At 46.3% G+C, this 24,791-nt stretch carries 20 protein-coding genes; 7 read left to right on the forward strand and 13 right to left on the reverse strand.

Going from position 1 to position 24,791, the window contains the following annotated elements:
• The first annotated feature begins 21 nt into the window (after positions 1 to 21).
• The 3 genes from ADIS_RS15280 to ADIS_RS15290 are packed head-to-tail and all read left to right on the forward strand — an operon-like array spanning position 22 to position 2,825.
• The gene (locus tag ADIS_RS15280) at positions 22 to 900 is read left to right on the forward strand and encodes a DUF58 domain-containing protein (protein WP_010855515.1); all 879 of its coding nucleotides are present in this window, start codon (positions 22 to 24) and stop codon (positions 898 to 900) included.
• Positions 893 to 1,792, forward strand: a complete 900-nt coding sequence (locus ADIS_RS15285; protein ID WP_035806278.1) for a hypothetical protein — start codon at positions 893 to 895, stop codon at positions 1,790 to 1,792. Before ADIS_RS15280 ends, ADIS_RS15285 begins: the two co-directional genes overlap by 8 nt.
• A complete protein-coding gene (locus tag ADIS_RS15290) occupies positions 1,785 to 2,825 on the forward strand; it encodes a vWA domain-containing protein (RefSeq protein ID WP_010855517.1) in 1,041 nt (346 codons plus the stop codon). The genes ADIS_RS15285 and ADIS_RS15290 overlap by 8 nt, the downstream gene beginning before the upstream one ends.
• A gap of 50 nt (positions 2,826 to 2,875) precedes the next feature.
• Here ADIS_RS15290 and ADIS_RS15295 read toward each other — a convergent pair whose 3' ends face one another.
• On the reverse strand, positions 2,876 to 3,403 hold the full coding sequence (locus ADIS_RS15295; protein WP_010855518.1) for a hypothetical protein: 528 nt from the start codon (positions 3,401 to 3,403) through the stop codon (positions 2,876 to 2,878).
• Between the two features lie 200 nt (positions 3,404 to 3,603).
• On the opposite strand from ADIS_RS15295, the gene ADIS_RS15300 reads away from it, so the two are divergent.
• Complete coding sequence (locus tag ADIS_RS15300; protein WP_010855519.1) at positions 3,604 to 4,020, forward strand: response regulator; 417 nt, start codon at positions 3,604 to 3,606, stop codon at positions 4,018 to 4,020.
• Between the two features lie 140 nt (positions 4,021 to 4,160).
• Here ADIS_RS15300 and ADIS_RS15305 read toward each other — a convergent pair whose 3' ends face one another.
• On the reverse strand, positions 4,161 to 4,694 hold the full coding sequence (locus ADIS_RS15305) for a hypothetical protein (protein WP_155907521.1): 534 nt from the start codon (positions 4,692 to 4,694) through the stop codon (positions 4,161 to 4,163).
• 240 nt (positions 4,695 to 4,934) lie between these two features.
• Positions 4,935 to 5,066: a hypothetical protein gene (locus tag ADIS_RS23580; protein ID WP_010855522.1), complete on the reverse strand. Its 132-nt coding sequence runs from the start codon at positions 5,064 to 5,066 to the stop codon at positions 4,935 to 4,937.
• Here ADIS_RS23580 and smc point away from each other — a divergent pair.
• Complete coding sequence (smc, locus tag ADIS_RS15310; RefSeq protein ID WP_010855523.1) at positions 5,065 to 8,616, forward strand: chromosome segregation protein SMC; 3,552 nt, start codon at positions 5,065 to 5,067, stop codon at positions 8,614 to 8,616. The two genes, ADIS_RS23580 and smc, sit on opposite strands and share 2 nt — an antisense overlap.
• Before the next feature lie 117 nt (positions 8,617 to 8,733).
• On the opposite strand, the gene ADIS_RS15315 is transcribed toward smc, so the two are convergent.
• The 6 genes from ADIS_RS15315 to ADIS_RS15340 form a co-directional block, all read right to left on the reverse strand.
• Entirely contained in the window at positions 8,734 to 9,228 is a 495-nt protein-coding gene (locus ADIS_RS15315; RefSeq protein WP_035806381.1) for a DUF6691 family protein, read from the reverse strand.
• Between the two features lie 157 nt (positions 9,229 to 9,385).
• A complete protein-coding gene (locus ADIS_RS15320; RefSeq protein WP_010855525.1) occupies positions 9,386 to 9,967 on the reverse strand; it encodes a YeeE/YedE family protein in 582 nt (193 codons plus the stop codon).
• Between the two features lie 24 nt (positions 9,968 to 9,991).
• Entirely contained in the window at positions 9,992 to 11,383 is a 1,392-nt protein-coding gene (locus ADIS_RS15325) for an OprD family outer membrane porin (RefSeq protein WP_238325446.1), read from the reverse strand.
• 126 nt (positions 11,384 to 11,509) lie between these two features.
• Positions 11,510 to 12,928: an MBL fold metallo-hydrolase gene (locus ADIS_RS15330; protein ID WP_010855527.1), complete on the reverse strand. Its 1,419-nt coding sequence runs from the start codon at positions 12,926 to 12,928 to the stop codon at positions 11,510 to 11,512.
• A 122-nt stretch (positions 12,929 to 13,050) separates the two neighbouring features.
• The gene (locus ADIS_RS15335; protein WP_010855528.1) at positions 13,051 to 13,377 is read right to left on the reverse strand and encodes a rhodanese-like domain-containing protein; all 327 of its coding nucleotides are present in this window, start codon (positions 13,375 to 13,377) and stop codon (positions 13,051 to 13,053) included.
• Between the two features lie 105 nt (positions 13,378 to 13,482).
• A complete protein-coding gene (locus ADIS_RS15340) occupies positions 13,483 to 14,385 on the reverse strand; it encodes a sterol desaturase family protein (RefSeq protein ID WP_010855529.1) in 903 nt (300 codons plus the stop codon).
• A 229-nt stretch (positions 14,386 to 14,614) separates the two neighbouring features.
• Between ADIS_RS15340 and ADIS_RS15345 the strand changes: the two genes are divergently transcribed.
• Positions 14,615 to 16,537 carry a fumarate reductase/succinate dehydrogenase flavoprotein subunit gene (locus ADIS_RS15345; RefSeq protein WP_010855530.1) on the forward strand — a complete coding sequence of 641 codons (1,923 nt, stop codon included), beginning with the start codon at positions 14,615 to 14,617 and terminating at the stop codon, positions 16,535 to 16,537.
• Positions 16,537 to 17,265 (forward strand): succinate dehydrogenase/fumarate reductase iron-sulfur subunit, encoded by a 729-nt coding sequence (locus ADIS_RS15350; RefSeq protein WP_010855531.1) that lies wholly within the window; start codon positions 16,537 to 16,539, stop codon positions 17,263 to 17,265. The genes ADIS_RS15345 and ADIS_RS15350 overlap by 1 nt, the downstream gene beginning before the upstream one ends.
• A gap of 56 nt (positions 17,266 to 17,321) precedes the next feature.
• Here ADIS_RS15350 and ADIS_RS15355 read toward each other — a convergent pair whose 3' ends face one another.
• The 4 genes from ADIS_RS15355 to ADIS_RS15370 form a co-directional block, all read right to left on the reverse strand.
• Positions 17,322 to 18,749: a Gfo/Idh/MocA family protein gene (locus ADIS_RS15355; protein WP_010855532.1), complete on the reverse strand. Its 1,428-nt coding sequence runs from the start codon at positions 18,747 to 18,749 to the stop codon at positions 17,322 to 17,324.
• Positions 18,750 to 18,833: 84 nt separating this feature from the next.
• Entirely contained in the window at positions 18,834 to 19,802 is a 969-nt protein-coding gene (locus ADIS_RS15360) for an amidohydrolase family protein (protein WP_010855533.1), read from the reverse strand.
• Positions 19,803 to 19,805: 3 nt separating this feature from the next.
• A complete protein-coding gene (locus ADIS_RS15365) occupies positions 19,806 to 21,173 on the reverse strand; it encodes a TrpB-like pyridoxal phosphate-dependent enzyme (RefSeq protein ID WP_010855534.1) in 1,368 nt (455 codons plus the stop codon).
• Between the two features lie 63 nt (positions 21,174 to 21,236).
• Positions 21,237 to 24,566, reverse strand: coding sequence for a VCBS repeat-containing protein (locus tag ADIS_RS15370; RefSeq protein ID WP_051113331.1), 3,330 nt, complete (start codon positions 24,564 to 24,566; stop codon positions 21,237 to 21,239).
• Positions 24,567 to 24,791: the final 225 nt, after the last annotated feature.

A 24,791-nucleotide genomic window follows, 5' to 3' on the forward strand; every position in this document is an offset into this window, starting at 1 on the left:
AGCCCCTCATTGATAGCTCGCATGAACCAACTGATCAAAAAACTCCGAAGATATGAGATTATGCTCCGGAAGATTGCCAACAACCATCTTCAAGGAGATTACCAATCCATTTTCAAAGGAGCAGGCCTGGAATTCGACGATTTGCGGCCTTATCAATATGGCGACGATATTCGGACGGTAGAATGGAAGGTTTCCGCAAAGGGGCACGGCACCTTCGTGAAGACCTTCAAGGAAGACAAAGATCAGTCGGTGTACTTTCTGTTGGATATCAGTGGATCCCAAGACATTGGCAGCAAACAGCATAAAAAAATAGACACGAGCAGGGAAATCGCCGGCGTATTGGCACTGGCAGCAGTACATGAAGGAAGTCAAGTAGGCCTGATCAGTTATTCAGACCAAAAGGAAAAAATCATCGTCCCCGGCAAGGGGCCAAGGCAGGCCGTAAAAGTGATCCAAGGAATATTCAAACACACCAACCGGTCGTTGAAAACCGATCTTCGGGCCATGTTTTCCTTTTGTCTTAACCTGATAAAAAAAAGGAGCATACTCATCATCATCTCGGATTTTATTGACGAGGGTTATGAGCAACCGTTGAAATCCCTTGCCAACAAACACGACGTGATCGTCATACAGGTCACAGATCCATTGGAATCTGCCTTACCTTCCTTGGGAATCATTCCAGTCTACGACAAAGAACTCGGCAAGACAACCTGGGTGAACACGGCCTTTGGCGGATTTGCAAAAAAGATTTACCAATCCTTCCATCAGGACAGGGAAACTCTGCGGGATCTCTGCAAAAAAAATCAAATCAACTACCTACAGATTGACACGAGGCAGGACATTGTCTTACCTTTGATGGAACTATTCAAAATCAGAAACCGAAGCATGAAGCGTGGCTAGAACCTGCTATTTAATCCTTTTCTTATTTTTGATCCTCACTCCATCTCTGCTACCAGCTCAAGAGGTAAAGGTACATGGCTATTTTATGCAGGACTCGGCCAAGCTTGGAGAACGGGTAGCCTATGTGTTAAAAGCGGAGTATTCCCTCGGCGTCGATATCCTTTTTCCAGACTCCCTGTATAGTTTTGGCAGTATGGAGTTTCTCGAAAAACAAACGTTCCGTTCGTTTACCAAAGATTCGGTCACGCAGGATAGTGCTATCTATTACCTTTCCAATTTTTCACTGGAGCCTGTCAAACGATATCATTTACCTGTATTCGAAATTTTACGATACGACAGCATCATCCATCGCCCGCAGGATGCAGAACTCTTCCTGCATCTGGTCATTGATGAGCTACCCGATGTGTTGGCTTTCCAGGAAACCAATGCCTACCAATCGATGCGGGGAGCCCTTGATTATCCATTTCTGATTCTAATTGCTGTTCTCTTTGGAGTACTTTTGCTGGCGGGGTACTACTTTTTTGGCGAACGCATCAAAAATGAATGGCTTGTTTACAGGGAAAGAAAACGTAGAAAAAGGTTTCTCACCCGTTGGGAAACCGCGCAGCAGGTGTTTTTCGCTGATAAGAACCTTCAGGCAGCCGATGAACTGTTGGGGTTATGGAGAGGCTATATGGAATCACTAACCGGAAAACCTTTCAGGGAATGGACAGCCACAGAAATAGCAGACAGCCTAAACCAGCCCACTTTGGTAAACGATCTACGGGAAATCGAGATGGTAATCTATGCAAACCGGGTAACAGACCGAATCAAGGAGTCCTGCGATAGACTTTCTTTGCTATCTGAGGACGTCTTTAGTGCTAAAATAAAAAATCTCCACAACCATGAATGATTTGAGCAGCTACCTCTCGTGGACATGGTTTACCCCGGAAACCTTCCGGTCCTACGAGTGGGAAAATTTGTGGGCATTGCACCTTCTCTGGGTTATTCCATTGATTCTGTTGGTTCGTAAGTTCACCAAAATTCTAAAAAATCCCCGCCTTGAGTTGTCGATTCCAAAAATGGCTCCTCGCAATAATCCCTGGACTTACCTCAGACTGGTACCTATGGCATTTTTTACGTTGTGCATGTGGATGGTCATTGTATCATTGGCAAGGCCCCAACGTACAAATGAGAAGGTAGAGCAGTATACGGAAGGAATCGATATTATGCTTGTCTTGGACATATCCGAGTCAATGGATCTTCAGGATTTTACTCCAAATCGGCTGGAGGCGGCAAAAGAAACGGCCATTGAGTTTATCGAGGGTCGTTTTGGCGACCGTATCGGGGTAGTTATATTTTCCGGCGAGGCTTTTTCCCTTGCTCCTCTTACCACCGACTATGATCTACTAAAAGATTTGATTCAAGAGATCGCCTTTAATATGATGGACGCCAAAGGGACTGCAATCGGAAGCGCGCTTGCGGTGGCCACCAACCGCATGAGGGAATCGGAGGCCAATTCAAAAGTAATGGTATTATTGAGTGACGGAGATAACAACGCGGGAAATGTGGATCCAATCTTCGCCGCACAACTGGCCGAAGCATTGGATATTAAAATCTACACCATTGCGGTAGGAAAAGATGGCATGGTACCTTATGGAACCGACTTTTTCGGTCGGCCACAAATGGTGGAAAGTTACTTAAATGAAACTACCCTTCGGGATATCGCCCGCATTGGAAAAGGCAAATTCTACCGCGCTTCCGACGGAGATGCCCTCGACAGGATTTTCGACGAAATCGACGAATTGGAAAAAGCGGAAATTACAGAATCCCGCTACAAAGAAACCATTGACTTTTATAGGGTCTACCTTATGTGGGGGGTATTCTTTTTCTTTATCTGGATTCTGTTAAAGAACACCTTTTTTAACAACTTTCTGATTGATTGATTTTCTGCGAAACCTGTAAATAGATCAACAAACAAAAATTATAGGCCTTTTTAAAAATGCTTTCGGTTTAATATTTCGGCGACCACTACAGCCTCCCTAAGGCTTTTCGGGTCCTTGAGCAGTTTGGCATACGGATTTTGGCGGGTGGTTTTGGTTGTCCCTTCCACCTCTCCAAGGATTTTGCGGTCATCATGAATATCCACCACATCATCCAGTTTAACAAGTGGTTGCTTACTTTGGTACTTCCCGTACTTCTCCGCCAAGCCACCTGTACTTGGGTAGGTTGTCGTCTTTTCTTTGGGAATAGAAACCTCCCTGTAGGACGGAACCTCTACGGGGGCAGGCTTTTCTCTTCTTTCTACCGGTTTGGGAGCATCCTCCTCATGGCGGGCCTGCCCTTTTCGGATTTCCCGCAGCAGATCCTCAAAAGTCCCTTTTTGAGGCAAATCAGTAGGATCCCCGGATTGCGAACCATCCGGAATATCCCCTTCTTTGGGTTGGTTTTTCTTTTGCTGCAATGCAGAATAAATAAAATAGATAACAACCGCGATGATGTAGAATATAGTACCTGAATCCATGGCTTGAATTTACTTAAAATGTACGTAAATCAGAAATCAAGGATGTCCACCAAAAACACAAAGTAAGAAATGAGCTAAAAAAAGATAAAAAAAAGTTTATTTACACGGATAAGTCCTTATTTTGTGTTTCAATTACAACGGGATCATAACGTAAATAGATGTGAGCATCTCTTACTTTATGATTCAAACCCATCCACATTATGAAGAGTACCTTTTCAACTTTGATCGTAGACGACGACAAACTCGCCCTGCATTACATTATGCGAAGGGCTAAAGAAACCCTAATACCCGGTGATTTCCACGTTGCCGAAAATGGCAAAGAGGCAATAGATAAACTTGAAGATCTAAGTGATGATACCGACCAGGTCCTCGTATTATTGGATCTAAATATGCCAGTTATGACTGGTTGGGATTTTTTGGATCTTTTAACCGGAAAACCATATAAAGAAAAAACGTTGGTGGTCATCGTCACTTCTTCCACCTCGCAGATAGATAAAGACCGTTCCAAAAAATACAAAGAGGTAATTGGCTATATTGAAAAGCCCTTGGCTACGGAAACCCTACGCGAGGTACTCTATTTGTTCGATAACAACCTGATCGTCACGAAGCCAGACTAAACCGGTGATAGGGTCAGAAATTTCGACCATATACATGCCAAAAAACAAGTCGGCACCCTTCTTATTGAAAAGGGTGCCGACTTGTTCGTCGAACACTCTGGGCGCAGGCAACCAGCCTCGATCAGGTCAACAGCTGGTCATTAACTCTGAAAAGCATTTTTGTGGCTGAGTTGACCATTTAAGACCAGCTCCCCAACTTTGCTCAGGAGCTTACGGAAATGATCACTTTCCTTCGAACGGCTATCAAACCTGATTTTTGCTATACCGGAGCCATCTACCAAGTAAATTGGATTCAATGCTTTTTTGCCACCCTGCTCTACGGTTTCCTTTTCCAACGAGGCCATTAAATTCTCGCTCTGAAAAAACACAGGAAACAAATCCTCGTCCGAGAGGTAGGAATTGATCCAATTTGTACACTCCAAGTGCTCCTCAAAGGTTCGATTACTGAACCCAACCATCTGACAGTTCATTTTACGCAAACTCGCCAGAAAATCTTCGAGATGTATTTTCTCGCCAGCATTCTTCGGAATCAGATCAAAGGGATTGCTGTAAATGAGCAACCACTGGTTTGTGAATAATTTATTCAGAAACGTATTTCCGAAGTGGGTTTTGATGGGGATACTTGGTATCGCCTTGTTCACCCAAACCATAGATTGATTATCATATTGTCTCATTTTTTCCTGCATTTATAACAACCCTACCCGATATCTTATTTTATATACTAAATATAACGTATAAAAAGTATTTTTGTGTAGATTAACGGCACTATTTCGGTATAACCTGACAAAAATCATCTTACTAAACCAATATCTGTTGGTAAATGCTTGAACCTGCTGAAGGTATCTTCTTTCTGACTGATCAAAGCAGGACTGGTTCCTCCAAAAGCAAAGAACTGGGAACAATTTATCAACACCCTAAAAGGTCAGATCCTGAATCAGGGAAAAATGGATGGTATTCCGAAAAAACCAAAACCAGGCCAATGTAAAACCTTTATTGATAATCTGGCTGAACTGCTTATTTTTGTCCTGATCAACGATAGTTTTCATGCAGCTTTCAAAGTTAGAGGTTCGGGGATTCAAAAGCTTTGGCGACAGGGTAGTCATCCATTTCGACAAGGGAATCACAGGAATTGTAGGCCCTAATGGCTGCGGAAAATCCAATGTGGTTGATGCAATCCGTTGGGTACTCGGGGAACAAAAAACCCGTATGCTGCGGTCGGATAAGATGGAGAACGTGATCTTTAATGGCACCAAAAGCCGTAAGCCACTCCACATGGCAGAGGTTTCCCTCACGTTCGAAAATACCAAAAACCTCCTCCCTACCGAATACACGCAGGTCACCATCACCCGAAGGTATTACCGTTCAGGAGAAAGCGAATATCTCTTAAACGGCATCGCCTGCCGTCTAAAAGACATCACCAATCTTTTCATGGATACCGGAATCAATTCGAACAGCTACGCGATCATCGAATTGAAAATGATCGACGAACTCCTAAACGACAAGAACAACTCGCGGAGGGAGTTATTCGAAGAGGCAGCCGGGATCTCCAAATTCAAAACCAGAAAAAAGGAGACATTACGAAAACTGGAGGGCACAGATGCCGACCTCGCGCGCGTAGAGGACCTGCTGTACGAAATCGACAAAAACCTGAAATCCCTCGAAAAACAGGCAAAACAAACGGCTAGGTACTTTGAAATCAAAAAGGAATACAAAAGTGCCAGCATCGCATTGGCAAAGAAAAGTGTGGTGCTCCACCGCGAAAACCTTTTAAATATCCACACCCTCCTTCAAAAAGAGAACGACCGAAAGCTAAGCCTGCAAACCCTACTTTCCGAAAAAGAGGCCTCACTGGAAGCTCAAAAGGCTTCATTGATCGGGCGTGAAAAAACCTTAGCTTCCCGCCAACGCGCGCTCAACGATCAGGTTAATAAGATACGACAGTTCGAAAGCGAGAAAAAGATCAAGAATGAGCGACTTCGATTTCTGGAGAATCGGGCAAATGCGCTCAGGGAACAAATCTCGCAGGATAAGAAAAGTAACGAACGTGCGGCCTTCGCAATCCAATCACTGGAACATGAAAAATCCGCCGCCGATAAACTACTGGCAGAACGGAAAGTGCAAGTGGCTGGTCTACGAGAGATCTATGAGGAAAAGAAAAGACAGCTAACCGCCATCCAAGAAAAGCAAAAACACCTCAACAGTCAGGTATTGATCCGAAAAGAGAAAATATACCAACTAACAAAATCCCAGGAAATCAAGCAAATACAGCTGTCTACCTTCAAACAGGAACTTGAAAAGACGACATCGGATGACTACAACCAAGAGGAAACCCTGTCTGAATTTGAATATCGACTTCTCCAGGTCAAGGAGGAACTTGACGCAAAACTCGGCAGTCTCAGCCAGTTAAAATCCGAAGAGGAGAAGCACCTCCAAAAACTCGAAGAAGAAAACCACACCGTGGAAATCATTCGAGAAGAACTGACACAGCTAAGCAGGAAGCTCGATGCCAAGCAAAACGAATACAACCTTACCAAGTCATTGGTTGAAAATTTAGAGGGCTTTCCCGAAGCCATCAAATTCCTCAAAAAGAATTCCAGCTGGGGCAAGAACATTCCCCTGCTTTCGGATATCCTAACCACGGAAGAGCGCTACCGGGTTACCATAGAAAATTACCTGGAAAACTACATGAACTATTATGTAGTGGATACCTATCAAGAAGCGGTCGCTGCCATTAACCTGCTGAGCGACGCCGCCAAAGGAAAGGCAAACTTTTTTGTCCTGGAGCAATTCAACCGGTTTAAAGCCACACAAAGCAGGATCTACCCCAACACGATCCCCGCAACGGAAATAATCGAATACGACCAAAAATATGGCAAGCTGATTGCCTTCATTTTGGACGACGTCTATATCCTTCAAGGTGGGATTCAGGACATCCCAACAACCGAAGAATCGATTTTCATAGCGGAAAATGCCAAGTACATCAAACGAAAATTCAGCATCTCCGGAGGTTCCGTGGGCCTGTTTGAAGGTAAGCGAATCGGACGTGCCAAGAACTTGGAGAAATTGGAAAAGGATATCAAAGACCTGAACAGGAGGATATCTGGCATTCGCGCCAACCTAGACCACAAACTAAGCGAGGTTTTAAAACTGAAAGAAATAAGCTATCGAAGCCGAATAGAAACGCTGCAGCAAGAAATCAATGAAATAAACCAAGAATATATTTCTGTAAAGACCAAAAAAGAGCAATTGGGGGAAATGCTGTCGTCCAATGCTACCAAGCGGGAGGACATTATGGCGCGGATCGAGCAACTAGGGGAAGAATTGCTGGAGATAAATCCCGCCCTCGAAGAAGAACGGCGGTCATTTTCGGAATGGGAAATTGAATTGGCGGAAATCAACGAAACACTTGAACTCTCCACGGAGGAAGTGGGGCATCATTCCCAGCGATACAACGAGGAGAACATCCTTTTCCACCAGCAAATGAACCGTGCCAATACACTGGAACAGGAGCTTTCATTCAAACAAAGTACGTTTGACAGCAGCGTGGAGCGAATAGGAAAGGGTCAACAGGAGCTTTCCCAAATAGACCATGAGATACGGAACCTCATTGAAAACAACGAGTTACAGGACGATGAGTTGATCGAGCTGTACAGCGAAAAAGACCGTATTGAAGGAGGTGTAACCGAGGCAGAAAAAGACTATTACGCCCACCGGGGGCAGATAGATGATACAGACCGCAGCATTCGGGAACATCAGCGGCAGTTGCAGGGCATAGATACCGTAATTATGGATCTTCAGCAGGCATCCAACGAGGTGAAGTTAAAGCTGACCGGCTTGCAGGAGCGATTAAATATTGAGTTTGAGCTGGATCTGGAGCGACTGATGGAAGAAGATCCTGAAGTAGCTCCCGAATATCGGGATAGACCGGAGGAGTCCATTAGGGAGGAAGTAAAAAAAGCCAAAGAACGCCTCGAAAAAATTGGACCCATCAACCCAATGGCCATGGAGGCCTACGATGAAATAAAGGAGAGGCACTCTTTCATCATCAGTCAACGGGATGACCTTATCAAAGCCAAAAACTCCCTCCTGGAAACCATCCAGGAAATCGATGAAGTGGCGCGTGTAACCTTTTTAGATGCGTTTGGTAAAATCAAGGATAATTTCGTAAAAGTCTTTCGATCCCTTTTCACGGCAGAGGATGATTGTGACTTGAAGTTGCTCGATCCTGACAATCCGCTGGAAAGCTCCATTGAGATCATCGCAAAGCCAAAGGGAAAGAGACCCCTATCCATCAATCAGCTCTCGGGAGGCGAAAAAACGCTAACCGCCACCTCGTTGCTGTTTTCCATCTACCTGCTAAAACCTGCCCCATTTTGTATTTTTGATGAAGTAGATGCGCCACTGGATGATGCCAATATTGACAAGTTCAATCAAATTATCCAGACTTTTTCGAATGAGTCCCAGTTTATCATCGTAACCCACAACAAAAGGACGATGGCCAGCACCGACATCATCTATGGAATCACCATGATAGAGGCGGGGGTTTCACGGGTGGTGCCTGTAGACTTAAGAGAGCTCGTAGACGACATGGAGTAGTGATTTGTGCGGCAATAACCAAAGTCAAGCTCCCGTCGTACTAGAGTGCACAAAAAAATGAAAGAGGCTGACTCCACCGGAATCAGCCTCTTTTCTCAACACTAAACTCAACAAACCTTAATTGGGTAATTTATCAGCAAACCGTCCGTATAGCCAGGTGCCTCCGATGGCACTTAGCAGCGTCACGAATACCACAGTAAATCCCGTCCCAATCTGGGCAAAAAGTGGGCCTGGACATGCCCCGGTGATTGCCCAGCCAAGTCCGAAAATGAATCCACCAATGATTTGGCCTTTACGGAATTCCTTTGTTGCTATTTTGATCGGCTCGCCGGTCAGGGTTTTAACATTGAAACGCTTAATCAACTGGACAGCAATGACCCCTACCGCAATAGCAGAACCAATCACCAGATACATGAATAGCGATTGAAACCGGAACATCTCCTGAATCCTGAACCAGGATACAATCTCTGCCTTCACAAACACGATCCCGAAAATGATCCCCACGATCAAATACTTGAGAAGCCCATCCCTTGATGATTGCTGTCGCATGTTAGGTGCTTCACATTCCACGGGACTACCCGCCTGCCGAATATTTTTTTCCTTTACTGTCATATACTTTTCCTTGTCTTTAAAAGATCGGAATTTGATCCAGCCAGGAACAACCTTTGCCCAATAAGCGTATTTCCGTGAACCATTCACTCGCTTACGAACTCGTTGATCTAAAGGATTGGACTTACAAATCCGATCTCAATCATTTGTTTTTTTTAAATTAAAAACCTGCGAAGGCCATGATGTGGGGCAACAATAAGTGCGTCATAAAGAAGCCTCCCAGCATAAAGAAGATGGTCGCCACCAAAGACGGCCACTGCAGGCTACTGATACCCATGATAGCATGGCCTGAAGTACACCCTCCGGCATAGCGGGTTCCAAAACCCACCAAGAAGCCCCCTATCACAAAGAAAAACAAGCCCTTCAATGTAAACAGGTTGGCCCAAGTGAAAATATCTGCCGGAAGCAACGACCTAAAATCGGTTATCCCCAAGGCTGCCAAATCTTGCTGTGTACTCTCTGCTACCACGATCGTTTCGGGATTTGACAGGAAGGTACCCGCCAGGAAGCCCCCTATCAATACCCCCAACACAAACATCAGGTTCCACATTTCTTTCTTCCAATCATAGGTAAAGAACGGGATGTTGGCCGGAACACAAGCCGCACAGATATGCCTCAGGGAAGAGGATATTCCGAAAGATTTGTTTCCGATGATCAATAATACGGGCACAGTAAGCCCGATGAGTGGCCCGGCTACATACCAAGGCCAAGGTTGGCTAATCCATTCAATAAATTGTTCCATTTTTCTATTCTTGTTTGTTTTTTTCTAAAACCTGTAATCCATAACTACATTGAAATTCCACATATCTACCCGGTTGATCCTGTTCTGATCTGGGATTTCATCCGGATTTTTAGCTGCTTTATTTACAACCAGTACTTTAATATTCAAACCCTCCAAGTATCCATCCAAACGATGATCTAGGGAGCCAACGAAATGGTAGTACGAGGGCACGCCGTATTTATTCAGCGAGAAGTTATTTACATCGGGGTGGTCCACGCTACTGGCACCGAGCAACCCATTGGTTTTTCTGTCAAACCTGTATTCGTATTTCAGTGAGATGGCGCGGACTCCACCATTGCCCTCAAAACGCTCCCTCGGTAGACTTGCAAAGAAGGTTTCCCTCCCCCACTCCCTTGGAAACAAAAACCGTCCATCTCGTGTGATGGAAAGGGCATTGAGGGAGAATTCATGCTTTCCTACCTTTGAACCTACCTTTGCGCCATATCCCATGGATTTTTCACCTTTCATGATGTAGGCCTTTTCGGGGTCAGGATTTCCACCGTCATTGATGGCAGATTGGTAAAAACCCTGTAGCCCGGCGGTCAACTCAAACCCTCCAACCACTGATTTTTTTTCCAATTGGGCAAACTGCATTTGAAACACGTTGTCAGCCAGATAAGACCAATATTGGAATTTTTCTCCGTTATTACCGGAGTAGGAAACATTCCCTACACCAATTCCTTTACTGCTCACATTCCCCTTATAACCTGAACTGGTACCGAAAACATTCCGGCCAAAAGGGTAAACACCAAAAGACTCCTCTACCGAATACCAATCAACCGTTCCACGCATGGTAACATGATCGAACCAGCTTAGGCTTCCCTGCCAATTACTGGACCGACGGGACACGGACATTCCATTGAAAATATTTGGCCTCATACGGTTATCCTGCTCATTCAGAAAAGGGGTATTTACCTTTTGCCTACCCAGTACGGCCTGAAATCCATTTCTCTCATATGACAGATAAAGATGCTCCAAACGATCCAAATCCCGGGTATTTTCCAAATCATTCATATCATACAACAGAATCTCATAGCGGTTTACGTTACCGGTAGTCGGATCTGGAATTCGAAGATTGTGCTCATATAACTGAAACACAAAGAACCCACTAAAACCCACCTGAAACCCTTTGAACGAGGGGCTAAAATAGCCGATTCCACCCCCCACAGCGAGGGAATGATAATCGATTAGATCCCCCCTATTGATCGTCCCCATAAAGAACGACCGCAAATGAAACTCCACCTCGCCAGCCTTGACACGCTCACCCAACGTAGGAGATGCATGTATGCCTGTACTATCTGATTCGATATGCCCTTCCTGGGCAACCAAGCCCAAGGGGGTCAAACCGAGTATCAACCATGCTAAATACCTTCCCACGATTGTAAAATTAACCGTTCTACCCTCCGAAATAGGTGATATTAGTCACATCTGGCCGGCTGGAAATGAAAGTGGCAGAATACATTGTTCTGCCACTTTCACAATCACCAATCAACCTAAGCCTGACTACAACAACGTAGTGGGGCATACATAATCACTAACCTTAAACTTACCGGAGGCCTTGATGGCATCAAATCCACCCCTTACATCCACCAAGTTTTCATATCCTCTGGCACGTAAGATAGAATTGAAGATCATCGACCTATAACCACCTGCACAGTGGACGTAATAGGTCTTATCTTTACTTACCTCCGCCATATGCTGATTGATGTAGTCTAGGGGAATATTTTCGGATCCTAGTACATGCTCACTTTGATGCTCGCTGTTCTTTCTCACATCCAGAAGGGAAATCTCCCCACTCTCCATCAGATCCGCAAGCTCGTCCACCGTGATGGCAGGCACACTATCAATTTCGAACCCGCTTGCTTTCCATGCATCTATTCCTCCTTTTAGGTATCCCAATGCGTGGTCATACCCAACCCTGGCAAGTCGGGTAATGATCTCTTCTTCTCTTCCATCCTCTGCCACCACCAATATTTCCTGCCGTACATCGGGAATCAGCGTGCCAACCCAAGGAGCAAAATTACCATCAATTCCTATATTGATGGAATTAGGAATAAATGCCTGCGCAAATTCTTCTGGCTTTCTTGTATCCAAGATCACAGCACCCGTCTCGTTTGCGGCAATTTCAAAAGCCTCAGGGGTTAGTGCCTGTTGTCCTCTGTCCAACACATCGTCGATGCTGTCATACCCTTGGATATTCATCATTACATTCTGTGGGAAATAAGCAGGGGGAGGGGTAAGGCCTGTAGTCACTTCCTTGATAAACTCTTCTTTGGTCATTTTCTGAAGCGCGTAGTTTGTCTTTTTCTGGTTACCTAGCGTATCAGTCGTTTCCTTGCTCATGTTCTTGCCACAGGCACTTCCCGCACCATGGGCTGGATAAACAATCAGGTGATCGGGAAGTGGTAAAATCTTGTTTCTAAGCGAGTCGTATAGATGCCCCGCCAACTTATCCTGTGTTAGGTCTGCTATAACTTTCTGTGCCAGATCCGGTCTGCCCACATCTCCAATAAACAAGGTGTCACCTGTAAAAAGTGCCTGCTCATTGCCCTCTTCGTCTATCAGGAGAAACACGGAGCTTTCCATGGTATGTCCTGGCGTATGGATTAACTTGATCTTTATTTTGCCCAACTCAAACTCCTGACCATCTTCCCCTATGATCGCATCAAAACCAAGCGGCATGGATGTGGGGCCAAAAACGATCTTTGCTCCTGTTTTTTCTGCCAGATCCTTGTGGCCGGAAACAAAGTCAGCATGAAAATGGGTTTCGAAAATATACTTTATTTTGGCAGTGGCTTCCGCTGCGCGATCGATGTAGGGCTGAACTTCACGGAGTGGATCCACGATGGCAGCCTCGCCGTCAGACTCTATGTAATAGGCTCCCTGAGCCAAACAACCGGTATAAATCTGTTCTATTTTCATAATTTCAATTCTTATAAGGTACGTTGATGTTTTTTTCAATTGATTTGGTTTGGCAAGTTTAATTGGAGCGGAACCTTCTACAAAGGACTTTTGTCACACAGGTATTCCGCTCCAAATAACCCTTAATACGGCCAGCTAATGATTCCGCCTTCCAAATTATACAGCTTTTCAAAACCCAAATTGGCCATCATGCTGCATGCCTGACCGCTACGGTTGCCGCTACGACAGTACAGATAATACTCCTTGTCCTTTGGTAGATTGGCTATCTGTTGCTGAAAAGTAGGAGAAAACAAATCGATATTTCTCGCTCCCGCGATTTTCCCGGCTGAAAACTCGCCCGGGCTACGTACGTCGATCAAAACGGCGTTCGGGGACTTCATCCCTTTGTTAAATGCTTCAGCATGTATGTCTTTGTAATTTTTTGTTCTGCTTCCGAATAAACCAAACATAGCTCTAATTATTTAATGAACAATACAAAATTACGCTACGCAGAAACCAAAAAAAGTAACCTTTATCACACATAAAACGCCGTACCCCGCCTTGAACGGTAAGGTCTAGCCCCTCCTAGGCTTCCTTTTGGAGGAAAAAGGGTAGGTTAACTGCTCCCACAGCGTATTCGGAAACGACTCCATTCCCTCGAAACCCAACCGCTCATCACGTCCCTCCCTAGGCACATAAGCAGTACCAAAGAGGTAATCCCATACACTCAACGTCAACCCAAAGTTGACACCATACGTACCCTCAGGAAGTATCTTTGCATGGTGCCAGATATGCATGGTCGGTGAATTCAACACATACTTCAATGGTCCGTATGAAATCCGCAGATTGGCATGGTTTAAATGTCCGATGGCGATCGTAAAAAGGTGCACCAGAAAAAAATCATCCAACCCAAACCCAATCATCGCAAGGGGGATATACTGTGCGGTCTTATAGATGACAGTTTCCATCCAATGAAACCGTAGGTGTGCGGCAAACCCCATCTCCTCGACAGAATGATGGAGTTTGTGGTATTCCCAAAGGGTCGGAACACGGTGCAATAACCGATGCACATTCCACTGAACGAAATCCGCCACCACAAACAAAAGCAGAAGTTGCGCCCATCTTGGCCAACTGCTTACCTCTATGGCTACCAGGTTCTCTATACCAAACCAACCCAAAAAGTCATTGAAAGCCTCCACAGCCACATTTGAAACCGCATTGTAGATGATTAAGGAAAACAGGAAGAAATTAAAAAACATGTAAAAGACGTCCAGCCAGAAGTCTTTCCGTATGGCACCCTGATTTTTTCTCCAAGGAAACACAATCTCCAATGCCCAAACAGCCAAGGACAACCCTACCAGCCACCAGAAGTAATTGTTCCAAGACGGATACATGATCTCGTTGATCAGATAATGCATATAGCCATAATAGGCATCTGCCACTATTTGGAGGTATTTTTCGAGCGATATGCCTTCCATACTTGATTAAGGTTCATCAATTACACCAAATTTTCGCCTGTTTAGATACATATACGCTCCGTACCAACAGGTTTTTAACAATTACGGACAGAGTCCGTTGATTCAATGGTGGTTTTTTGGTATACTTACGTGTTAACCTCTACAGGTGTAAACCGATATTCGTTTGAAATTATTTCAGAACTGGATAAATTCCTTTCCAAAAACCCGCTATAAGTAATAAAAAAACCAGATGGAAACCAACTTTGTTCTCAATGCGAAGATTCCGGAAGGCGCACTTGATCAGAAGTGGTCGAATTTCAAGAAAAATGCCCGTTTGGTCAGTCCTACCAATCGATCCAAATACAAGGTTATCGTGGTGGGCACCGGGCTAGCTGGATCCTCCGCCGCTGCCTCTTTGGCAGAAATGGGGTTCCAGGTCAGTACGTTTTGCTTCCATGATTCTCCCCGACGAGCCCATTCCGTTGCCGCACAAGGTGGGGTAAATGCCGCCAAAAACTATCAGAACGACGGGGATAGCGTCTATCGCATGTTTTATGATACGCTTAAGGGGGGTGATTTCCGGGCGAGGGAAGCAAATGTATATCGTTTGGCCGAGTGCTCCGCCCATCTCATTGACCAAGCCGTAGCGCAAGGCGTACCTTTTGCGAGAGAGTACAGCGGGTACCTCAACAATCGGTCTTTTGGCGGTGTGCAGGTAAGCCGGACATTCTACGCCAGGGGACAGACGGGCCAGCAACTGCTGCTCGGGGCGTACCAAGCGTTGATGAGACAGGTTTCTCTCGGAAAGGTCGAGAGCTATTCCCGTCATGAAATGCTGGACTTGGTAACCATAGCAGGCCACGCAAAAGGGATAATTGCCCGAAACATGGACACTGGGAAAATTACACGGCATGCAGCCGATGCGATAATCCTTGCTACCGGTGGCTTTGGAAAGATTTTTTATTTATCCACCCTGGCCATGGGCTGCAACGGATCGGCAATATGGCGGGCACATAAAAAAGGAGCACTCACTGCATGCCCCAGCTGGACGCAGATTCACCCCACCTGCTTGCCGCAATCGGGCAGCCATCAGTCCAAGCTTACCCTTATGTCGGAATCATTGAGAAACGATGGAAGGATTTGGGTACCGAAGTCCAAGAGTGATGCGCGCAAAGCAAACGAGATTCCCGAAAATGAACGGGACTATTACCTCGAACGACGGTACCCGTCTTACGGCAATCTCGCCCCCAGAGATATATCTTCCCGCGCGGCCAAAGAACGTATAGATGCTGGCTTTGGAGTGGGTCCCATGAAAAATGCGGTATTTTTGGATTTTAAAGACGCCATCAGGCATCAGGGAATGGAATCCATCAAAAAAAAGTACGGCAACCTGTTTGACATGTACGAAAAAATCACCGGGGTCAACGCCTATTCTGAACCCATGCTCATTTCGCCCGCCGCTCATTTTTCCATGGGAGGCCTCTGGGTCGACTACGAATTGAGTACGACAATCCCTGGACTTTATGCAATCGGAGAGGCTAATTTCGCCGACCATGGAGCAAACCGACTTGGAGCCAATTCTCTGCTTCAAGCCTGTGTAGACGGATACTACATTATTCCCTACACCCTGCCGCATTACCTAGCGGATGTTAAACCCTCCGACAGACCGGATATTTCCCATCCCGCATTTGAAACGGCAGAAGAGGAAGTGTCCGCCCTGTTGGAGCGCCTTTGCACAGCGAACGGAACAAAAACCGTAGATCATTTCCATAGGCAACTTGGAACCTTGCTTTACGATAGCTGTGGACTAAGCCGAACGGCAGAAGGCCTCCATCGTGCCATATCCTCCATACAAGATCTGCGCGAAGAATTCTATCAAGACGTGAAAATACCAGGAAGCCCCCAGGAGATGAACGATGAACTGGAAAAGGCAGGCCGCGTGGCAGACTATCTTGACATTGCCATTCAAATGTGCCAAGATGCCCTCACCCGTGACGAGTCCTGTGGTGCCCATTTTCGCGAAGAATTCCAAACTGCCGAGGGCGAAGCACTCAGAAACGATATCGATTTTGCCTTTATTTCTTGCTGGAAACATACCGAAAAGGGCTCTGTCCTTTTAAAGGAACCCCTTGAATTTGAATTTGTAAAACCAACCGAAAGAAGTTATAAGTAATGGATTTTCTATTAAAGATTTGGCGGCAAGAATCCCAAAAAGTCAAGGGGAGATTCGTGGACTACCTAGTGTACGATATTTCGGCGGATATGTCATTCCTGGAAATGCTGGATCAACTGAACGAAGCCCTTATACTGAAAGGGGACGATCCGATTGCATTTGATCACGATTGCCGAGAGGGAATCTGCGGGCAATGCGGAATCGTTATTAACGGTCGGGCTCACGGCCCCCTGGCCAATACGACTACCTGCACCCTTCATATGCGATCCTTTAACCACGGGGATACCATCTACATTGAGCCTTTTAGAGCAAACAGTTTCCCCATCAAAAAAGACCTTCGCGTAGACCGCTCCGCATTGGACTTGATCATCCAGGCGGGGGGATTTATCTCTGTTCGTACCGGTCAGGCACCGGAGGCCAATAGCATCCTGATTCCTTCCGACCAAGTCGAAGAGGCATTTGATGCCGCTGCATGCATTGGCTGCGGCGCGTGCATCGCCAGTTGTAAAAATGCCTCAGCGGCCCTGTTTACTGCCGCAAAAATCGTACACCTCGCCAAATTGCCACAGGGCCAACCTGAAAACAAAGAAAGAACTGAAAAGATGATCCAAAAGATGGATGAACTGGGTTTCGGTGCCTGCTCCAACACCGGTGCCTGCGAAGTGGAATGTCCCCAAAGCATTTCGATAAGCCACATCGCCCAAATGAATAAGGCTTTTTGGGAATAGTGCTGTATCCAACTAAACCAAATAGTCGTAAGAGCCCAAAGTGGTACAACCTTTTTCTATACCATTTCCCAACCGGAACGAACTGGCTCTTTTATAAACCTATCCGCTTCCGGGATCCCGTTCGCTTTCATTTGGTCGGAGTCCCAATGGATTTTTTGACCTTTCATTCGCAGTGACAGAACACCCAACAGTGTTATCTCCGTTAGGTGCGCGCCATATTCAAAGTTGGCACTGGCCATTGGCCCACCCTTAATTGCATCTACCCAATCCCGAAAATGTCCCTTTGATCGGGCAATGGTCTGGGCAGGAATTTTCATCGACTTGGCAAGGGAATCGGGGAAAACCTTAGGTGCTCTATTCCCTCCTTCATTCACGATGACACCCTTTTCCCCAATGAACAGGGTACCTCTAGCCGTCCACTGATAATTAGCCGGCAGGGCAGGATGCAAAGGGGGCCTTACGCCTCCGGAGTACCAGGTAAGGTTCACTGGGGGACGACTGCCCTTTGCCCCGAATCGGTAATAACCTATCTCACCATAGGGAGCAATGTCTTCGTTACTGAACCCGGCAGGAAATACCTCCACGGTTTCCGGATAACCAAGCTCCAAAGCCCAAGTGGCGGCATCCATGTCATGACAACCAAAATCTCCCAACGCACCACAGCCAAAATCCCAAAAATCCCTCCAGGTAACCGGAGAATACCAATCATGGAACGCTTTGTGCGGGGTGGGACCTAACCACAGATCCCAGTCAAACCCGTCCGGCTTTCGGCTGCTCTTAGTAGGCATGGCCTTCAGTTCAGGAATCCACCTTGTCGCCGGAACCCATGCATGAACGTCCTTTACCTCTCCTATCACACCAGCTCGTAAATACTCCACTGTCTCCCGAATACCATCGGTACTATGCCCCACATTTCCCATCTGAGTGGCCAAACCTGTTTCTTGGGTCAGTTTTTTGATCATCCTCGCCTCCCAGATATTATGAGTGAGGGGTTTTTCGCAGTATACATGTTTGCCCGCTTTCATAGCCATGTAGGTGATGTAAGCATGGGTATTGTCAGGTGTTGAGCAACAGATGGCATCCAGGTCAGTTTGGCGTTCCAACATTCGCCGGAAGTCCAGGTACTCCGCAACTTTGTAATTAGCCGTTTTGCTTTCGTAGTGTTCTTCTATCAACCGCTTTACCGGTCCTCTGCCGGCAATCGAGCGGTAATAAAAATTGGCCAAATCCCAAAAATTTCCCGGATCGGCAATTGCCGTCAACTGCACATCGTCCAGCTTCATCAGATCCTCAGCGTTCTGCCTTCCCTTTCCTCCGGCTCCTACAATCCCTATATTGACCTTATCACTAGGAGCCGTATACCCCTGCCCACCCAAAACAAACCGAGGAACTATGTAAAACCCTGTAGCTGAGACCACAGCCTTTTTTATAAATCTTCTTCTGGTGCTTGCTTGATGCGGGGTGGCTTCTGGCGTGCTATTCATACCTCGGGGATTATTTCTTATGGTTCAACATGGTAAATACACCCGAATATAGCGCATTTTTCGAAAACTCGACAAGAATCGGAATCAAATGCGATAGATACGCTCTGCATTGGCATGATACACCAATTCCCTCTCGTTCTTGCTCAACGAAGCAGTATACTGTAAAAAAACGTCTGCCCACTGTCTGTAGGACCCCGCACGAAGCACTACGGGCCAATCCCCTCCAAACACCAAACGATCCATACCAAATGCCATAAAGACATGATCCAAATACGGAACCAAATCGGCAAAACGCCAGGCATCAAGGTTCGCCTTGGTAATAACTCCGGATACCTTACATACTACGTTTTCGAATTTTCCAAGAACCCGCATTTGTCGCTTCCAAAGATCAAAATCCCCTCCCCCACGAATATCTGGGTTGCCAATATGATTTAACACAAACGTCAAATCCGGATACCTACGCACCAAACGGATCGAAGCCTCCATAAGAGAGGGAGAAACGTTTAGGTCAAAACCCAGCCCATGCCTCCTGAGCATCGATATGCCCTCCAAAAAACGGGGATTTTCAACAAGCTCTTCCGATATACCCCGTCTAATGCCTCGTACGATCCCCCTTGACACCAGCGATTCCATTTCTTGCTCGGACTGAAGACCCTTTTCCAACGGAAAATAGGCAACCATCCCACGAATCCGAGGATCCTCCTTACTCCTATCCAAAACCCAATCCACCTCTTGGAGATACTGATCCGGACGGCGGCCGCATTCGACAAAAACCATTTTAGATATCGGCAATGCCTCTGACGCCACTTCGAAATCTACCGGCAAAAAATCCCTATCCAATACCCCACTAAGCCAAGGGTAATCCATCTCACGACGATCCCACAGGTGCAAGTGGGTGTCCACCAAGGGGATATTATCCCATACTGCACTTGAACGGGCCTTCATTCCGGATCCAACCCAAGTAGCTGCACCGAAAATACTGGCCTTCACGACAAAATCCCTCCTGTTCATATAAAAAAAGCCCCCGAACCGGCTAATCGGCTCAGGGGCCATCGTTTAGGATGGAATCAATGGTGTTGTCAGCCGTGCAATCGACGCGTCTATCTCTGCTTGGGTCAACTCGTGCTGCTTGATCTTTCCGGCAAAGTAGTCATCATAGGCCTTCATGTCGAAGTTTCCGTGGCCGCAGAGATTGAAAAGAATCGTCTTTGAGACACCCTCTTCCCGGCATTTTTTTGCCTCTGCTATAGCTGTGGCTATCCCGTGGTTTGCTTCAGGAGCCGGTATTATGCCCTCCGCCCTTGCAAATTGTACACCTGCCTCAAAGATTTCAATATTGTCGTGGGCCTGCGCCTCAATCAATTTGTCCTTGAGCAATTGACTGACAATTACCCCCGCTCCGTGATACCGGAGTCCACCGGCATGGATAGGTGCAGGTATGAAATCATGGCCCAGCGTATACATCGGCAAAAGGGGTGTCATCCCTGCCGTGTCACCAAAATCATACCTAAATACACCCCGTGTAAGTTTGGGACAGGAGGCAGGCTCGCTTGCGATACAGCGGATATTCTTTCCCTCATCCATGTTCAGTCGAAGAAATGGAAAGGCCAGACCGGCAAAATTGGAGCCGCCACCGAATGGTGCGATCACGATATCAGGTAGGTCCCCCGCTATTTCGAGTTGCTTGATCGCTTCCAATCCAATAATGGTCTGGTGAAGCTTCACGTGGTTCAAAACAGACCCCAGGGCGTATTTGGTATCGTCCCGAGTGGCGGCCATTTCGACGGCTTCTGAGATCGCAATGCCCAATGACCCCGGAGAATCCGGGTTTGCCGCGAGAATATTCCTCCCTGCTTGGGTACGGTCTGAAGGAGACGGATACACATCCGCACCCCAAGTATTCATCATGATCTTTCGATAAGGCTTGTCATGAAAGGAGAGCTTCACCATGTACACCTCGCATTTGATACCAAAATGCTGACAGGCAAAGCTTAACGCACTGCCCCACTGACCGGCACCGGTCTCGGTAGTGATCCGCTTGATACCCTCCTGCTTGTTGTAATAGGCTTGCGGAATCGCCGTATTCGGCTTGTGTGAACCGGAAGGGCTCACCCCTTCGTACTTATAATAGATCTTTGCAGGCGTATCCAGTGCCTTCTCCAACCCATACGCTCTATAAAGCGGAGTAGGTCGCCAAAGGCTGTACATATGCCTGACCTCATCTGGAATAGTCACCCATTTATCCGTCGTTACTTCCTGCTTGATCAAGGCCTCTGGAAACAAAGGGGCCAATGAATCCGGCCCAATTGGTTCCAATGTTCCCGGATGAAGAGGAGGAAGCGGCTTATTGGGCATATCCGCAATGATGTTGTACCATTTTTCAGGAATCTGGGATTCCTCCAAAATAATTTTTCTTCTGTCCATAAATTATCGGATGTTTTAGGTCTATTTTTCTTGTGCCCAAGATAGTGGTTTTTCACTCTTTTTTTAGGGCTTGTTCAACAAATAAGCCGCTACGGATTGGTTGTTTGTGCCGACCAACAACACATTAAGCTTTCCCATCTTTATGAACTGGAGGGCTTTTACGTCTCCGAAGAAACCTAATCCGGATTGCTGTTGATCTACGTACTTGAAATTGCCGGCACCATCCCCTTCGAAAAGCTGCCCGAAATTTGCGTCAATAACCCCGTACCTCAACCGCATGGAGTTTTGGTTGCCTGCCAGAATTAGATCCAAGTGGCCGTCTCCGTTAAAATCCAAAAACTCGATGGCATAAACAGGCGCAAATTGTGCCTCCTTGGGAAGCGCATGTCCCTCGAACACGCCATTTCGGTTTTCAAAATACATGGTTCTTAGTTCCGTCACATCCAGTTTTTTGGCATTGGCCAGTTGCTCTCTACTGAAAATATCCGTAAGCTTTGCGCCGGCAAACGATTCATAGTCCGTAAACTTGCTGCGCATGCCATACATCTGATCCAACAACTCATCCCGGCTCAAAAAAGGGTAGGATTGACCCTGAATGTAGGTGCTCAGGATCGGGTCAAGAGAACCATTCTTATCAAAATCGTCAAAGATCAAGGTGATCGGCTCCTCTTTGCTAGCTCTCAATTGAGAATTTAACCCAAAATTGCCCACCACCAAATCCATATCGCCGTCCCCGTCTACATCCACTACCCGAAGACTGGACCAAAGACCGGTGATTGGCTCCTTAAAAAAGCGATCTGTGGCCAACTCCAACTTGGTACCTCCTTGATTGACAAAGACCTGGATGGGCATAAACTCGCCAACAACCACCAAATCCTGATACCCATCCCCATCCAAGTCCACCCACTGGGCATCAGTAACCATACCTAGGTTCACCAACGCTGGACTAAAAGCCTCAGTCACATCGGTGAATTTCCCAGCCCCATCATTTTTCAACAAATAGGATCTAGGTGACTCCGGAAACTCACCGGGAATAACACGGCCTCCCACAAATAGATCAATATGACCGTCACCATCAAAATCAACCGGCCGCACACAGCTTCCGCTCACCCGCAGATCGGGCAACGCCGCTTCTGCTTTTACAAAATTTCCTCCACCTTGATTAATGTAAAGTCGATCCTGAAGCCTATCGTCATTGGGTTCATAGTCGTGGTACCCCCCGGAAACGATGTATAAATCCTGCCATCCATCTCCATTGGCATCAAAAAAAACCGCATCAGAATCCGTAAACTCTTGATCTTTGGATGTATCCAATCCTTGGGATTCAATAAACTGACCCGTAGATACCTGAAAAAACAATTTTCCAGGTGTTCCCTGAACACCCCCTACATACACATCATTGAACCCGTTTCGGTTTACATCACCAACCGAGATTACCGGCCCTACCGGAGAAAGCATATAATTAAGCAGGGGCTGCCGCTTGAAATCATTATAGCCGGGCTCAATATGCTCAAAATTCAACGGCGGAACAATAGCGGTAAATATAGGCTTATCGGCGACACGTACCGCAGGCTTAAATGGTACAGCCTCGCGCTCGAAAATGCGGTATTGTTGATTTGCCGCCAAATCTGTCAAGATCTGCGATTTTCCACTTGGCCATATGACCCGAATCGAATCCACCCTGCTGTTGTTTTCCAGCCCGAAATGAATTCTTGGACTTACGGAAGACTGAAATCCGCGGGTTATCTGCTGTTCATAAAACTGCATGCCTCCGTCTATGTATAGATAAACCTTGGCTCCAATTCCGAGGGAATTTCCATTTTCGCCTACCAAATGCAGCTGAATGTAGCTGGTACGCTTTCCCAGCTCCTGATTACGGTTGCGATAAATACCCGCAGACCCGTTTAGATTATTGACTACCAAGTCCAACGCCCCATCGTTGTCCAAGTCTGCGAAAGACGCACCGCTGGAAAAACCCAGACTACCCAATCCCCATTCCTTGGTCCGATCCGCAAAAGTCAGATCACGATTGTTGCTGAAGATGTAATTGGAAATGGGCGTCGAACTCATTGAAGTAACCAAATGCAGGGTATCGGCGGGCTCCTTGGCCCTGGCCTGCGCAAAGTAGTAATCCCCTTTGTACTTTAGGAAATCCCGGTTGGTATAATCCCGGAAATATCCATTGGTAACAAATAAATCCTTCCAGCCGTCGTTGTTAAAATCTGCAAAGAGAGCCGCCCAACTCCAGTCCGTATTGGACACACCTGCCAGTTGGCCAACTTCGGAAAAAAAACCACCTCCTAGATTGAGATGGAGCATGTTGCGCATATTTTGATGGTAAAAACCCTTCAACACCATCAACGCATATTGTTCGTAATTCTCAGGCCCATATAACAGCTTTTGCCGCTTGTTTTCTTCCGGCAGCATATCCAACGTAAAAATGTCCGGCAATCCATCGTTGTTGAAGTCACTGATATCTGAACCCATGGAAAAGTAGGAGATGTGCTGCAAGTATTCCGTGAGGCTTTCCGAGAAAGTCCCATCCCCATTGTTTGTATACAGGTAATCAGGCTCAATATAGTCATTGGAAATATAAATATCGGGGTATCCATTTCCCGTAATATCCGCTACTGCCACACCAAGCCCAAACCCCATGGAACTGCCCTTGATACCTGCTTCTTGGCTCACGTCTGTGAACCTTCCTCCGTCATTCCGGAATAATTTATCGCCTGCAAACTTGTTTCGATCCCGCCGTTTCGCATCAAACTCGATCTCGTTGATTACATTGGTATTGTGATTGAGCAGATACATGTCCAAGTCTCCATCCAGATCGTAATCAAAAAACAACGCCTGTATGCTGTTGGTCACATCGTCCAATCCGTAAGCGGCCGCCTCATCTATAAACGTACCGTCACCTTGATTGACAAATAACTGGTTTCTTCGTTCGTCCGGATTCCCTTTTCCGGAATAGCAAACGTAAATGTCCAGAAAACCATCCGCATTGATATCTACCATGGTTACGCCGGTTGTCCATGCAGATTTCCCTTCGACTCCTGCTTCCTTTGTTATGTCTTTGAATTTAAAGTTGCCTTGATTCAAATACAATTTATTGGGAACCATGTTTCCGGTAAAATAGATATCATCTAAACCATCGTTATTGATATCCCCCACTGCCACCCCTCCCCCATTGTACATGTACTCATAGGTTAGGATGTTTGTCTTTCTGTCTTCGGCAAGCGAATTTTGAAAACGGATGCCACTCCTTCTTGCCGGTTGGCTTTCGAAAAGCTGCTGGGCTTGCGAACCAAACGAAAGGACACCCATCAAAAACAAAATAAGACAGGTGATTCGATTTATCGACTTCGATACAGTCCCTCTTTCTAGCTGGCGCATATCCGATTTATAGCTGTTTAAGCAATTCAGTTTAACTTTTTTAAAATCGTCGGATCATCGATCCTATGCATTGCTCAAGGCAAATTAAGGATAAAATTGGCTACCCTTCCGTTAACAACACAGAAAAAGCAGGCAAGGTTGGACGCTGGCTTGTAGTGGTCAATTCCTTTTTTTGTGAAATCCCCGACGAGTGATATTTGGGGAAATCCCCAAATACCATTTGGA

The sequence above is a fragment of the Lunatimonas lonarensis genome (assembly GCF_000390185.1).
GTDB lineage: Bacteria > Bacteroidota > Bacteroidia > Cytophagales > Cyclobacteriaceae > Lunatimonas > Lunatimonas lonarensis.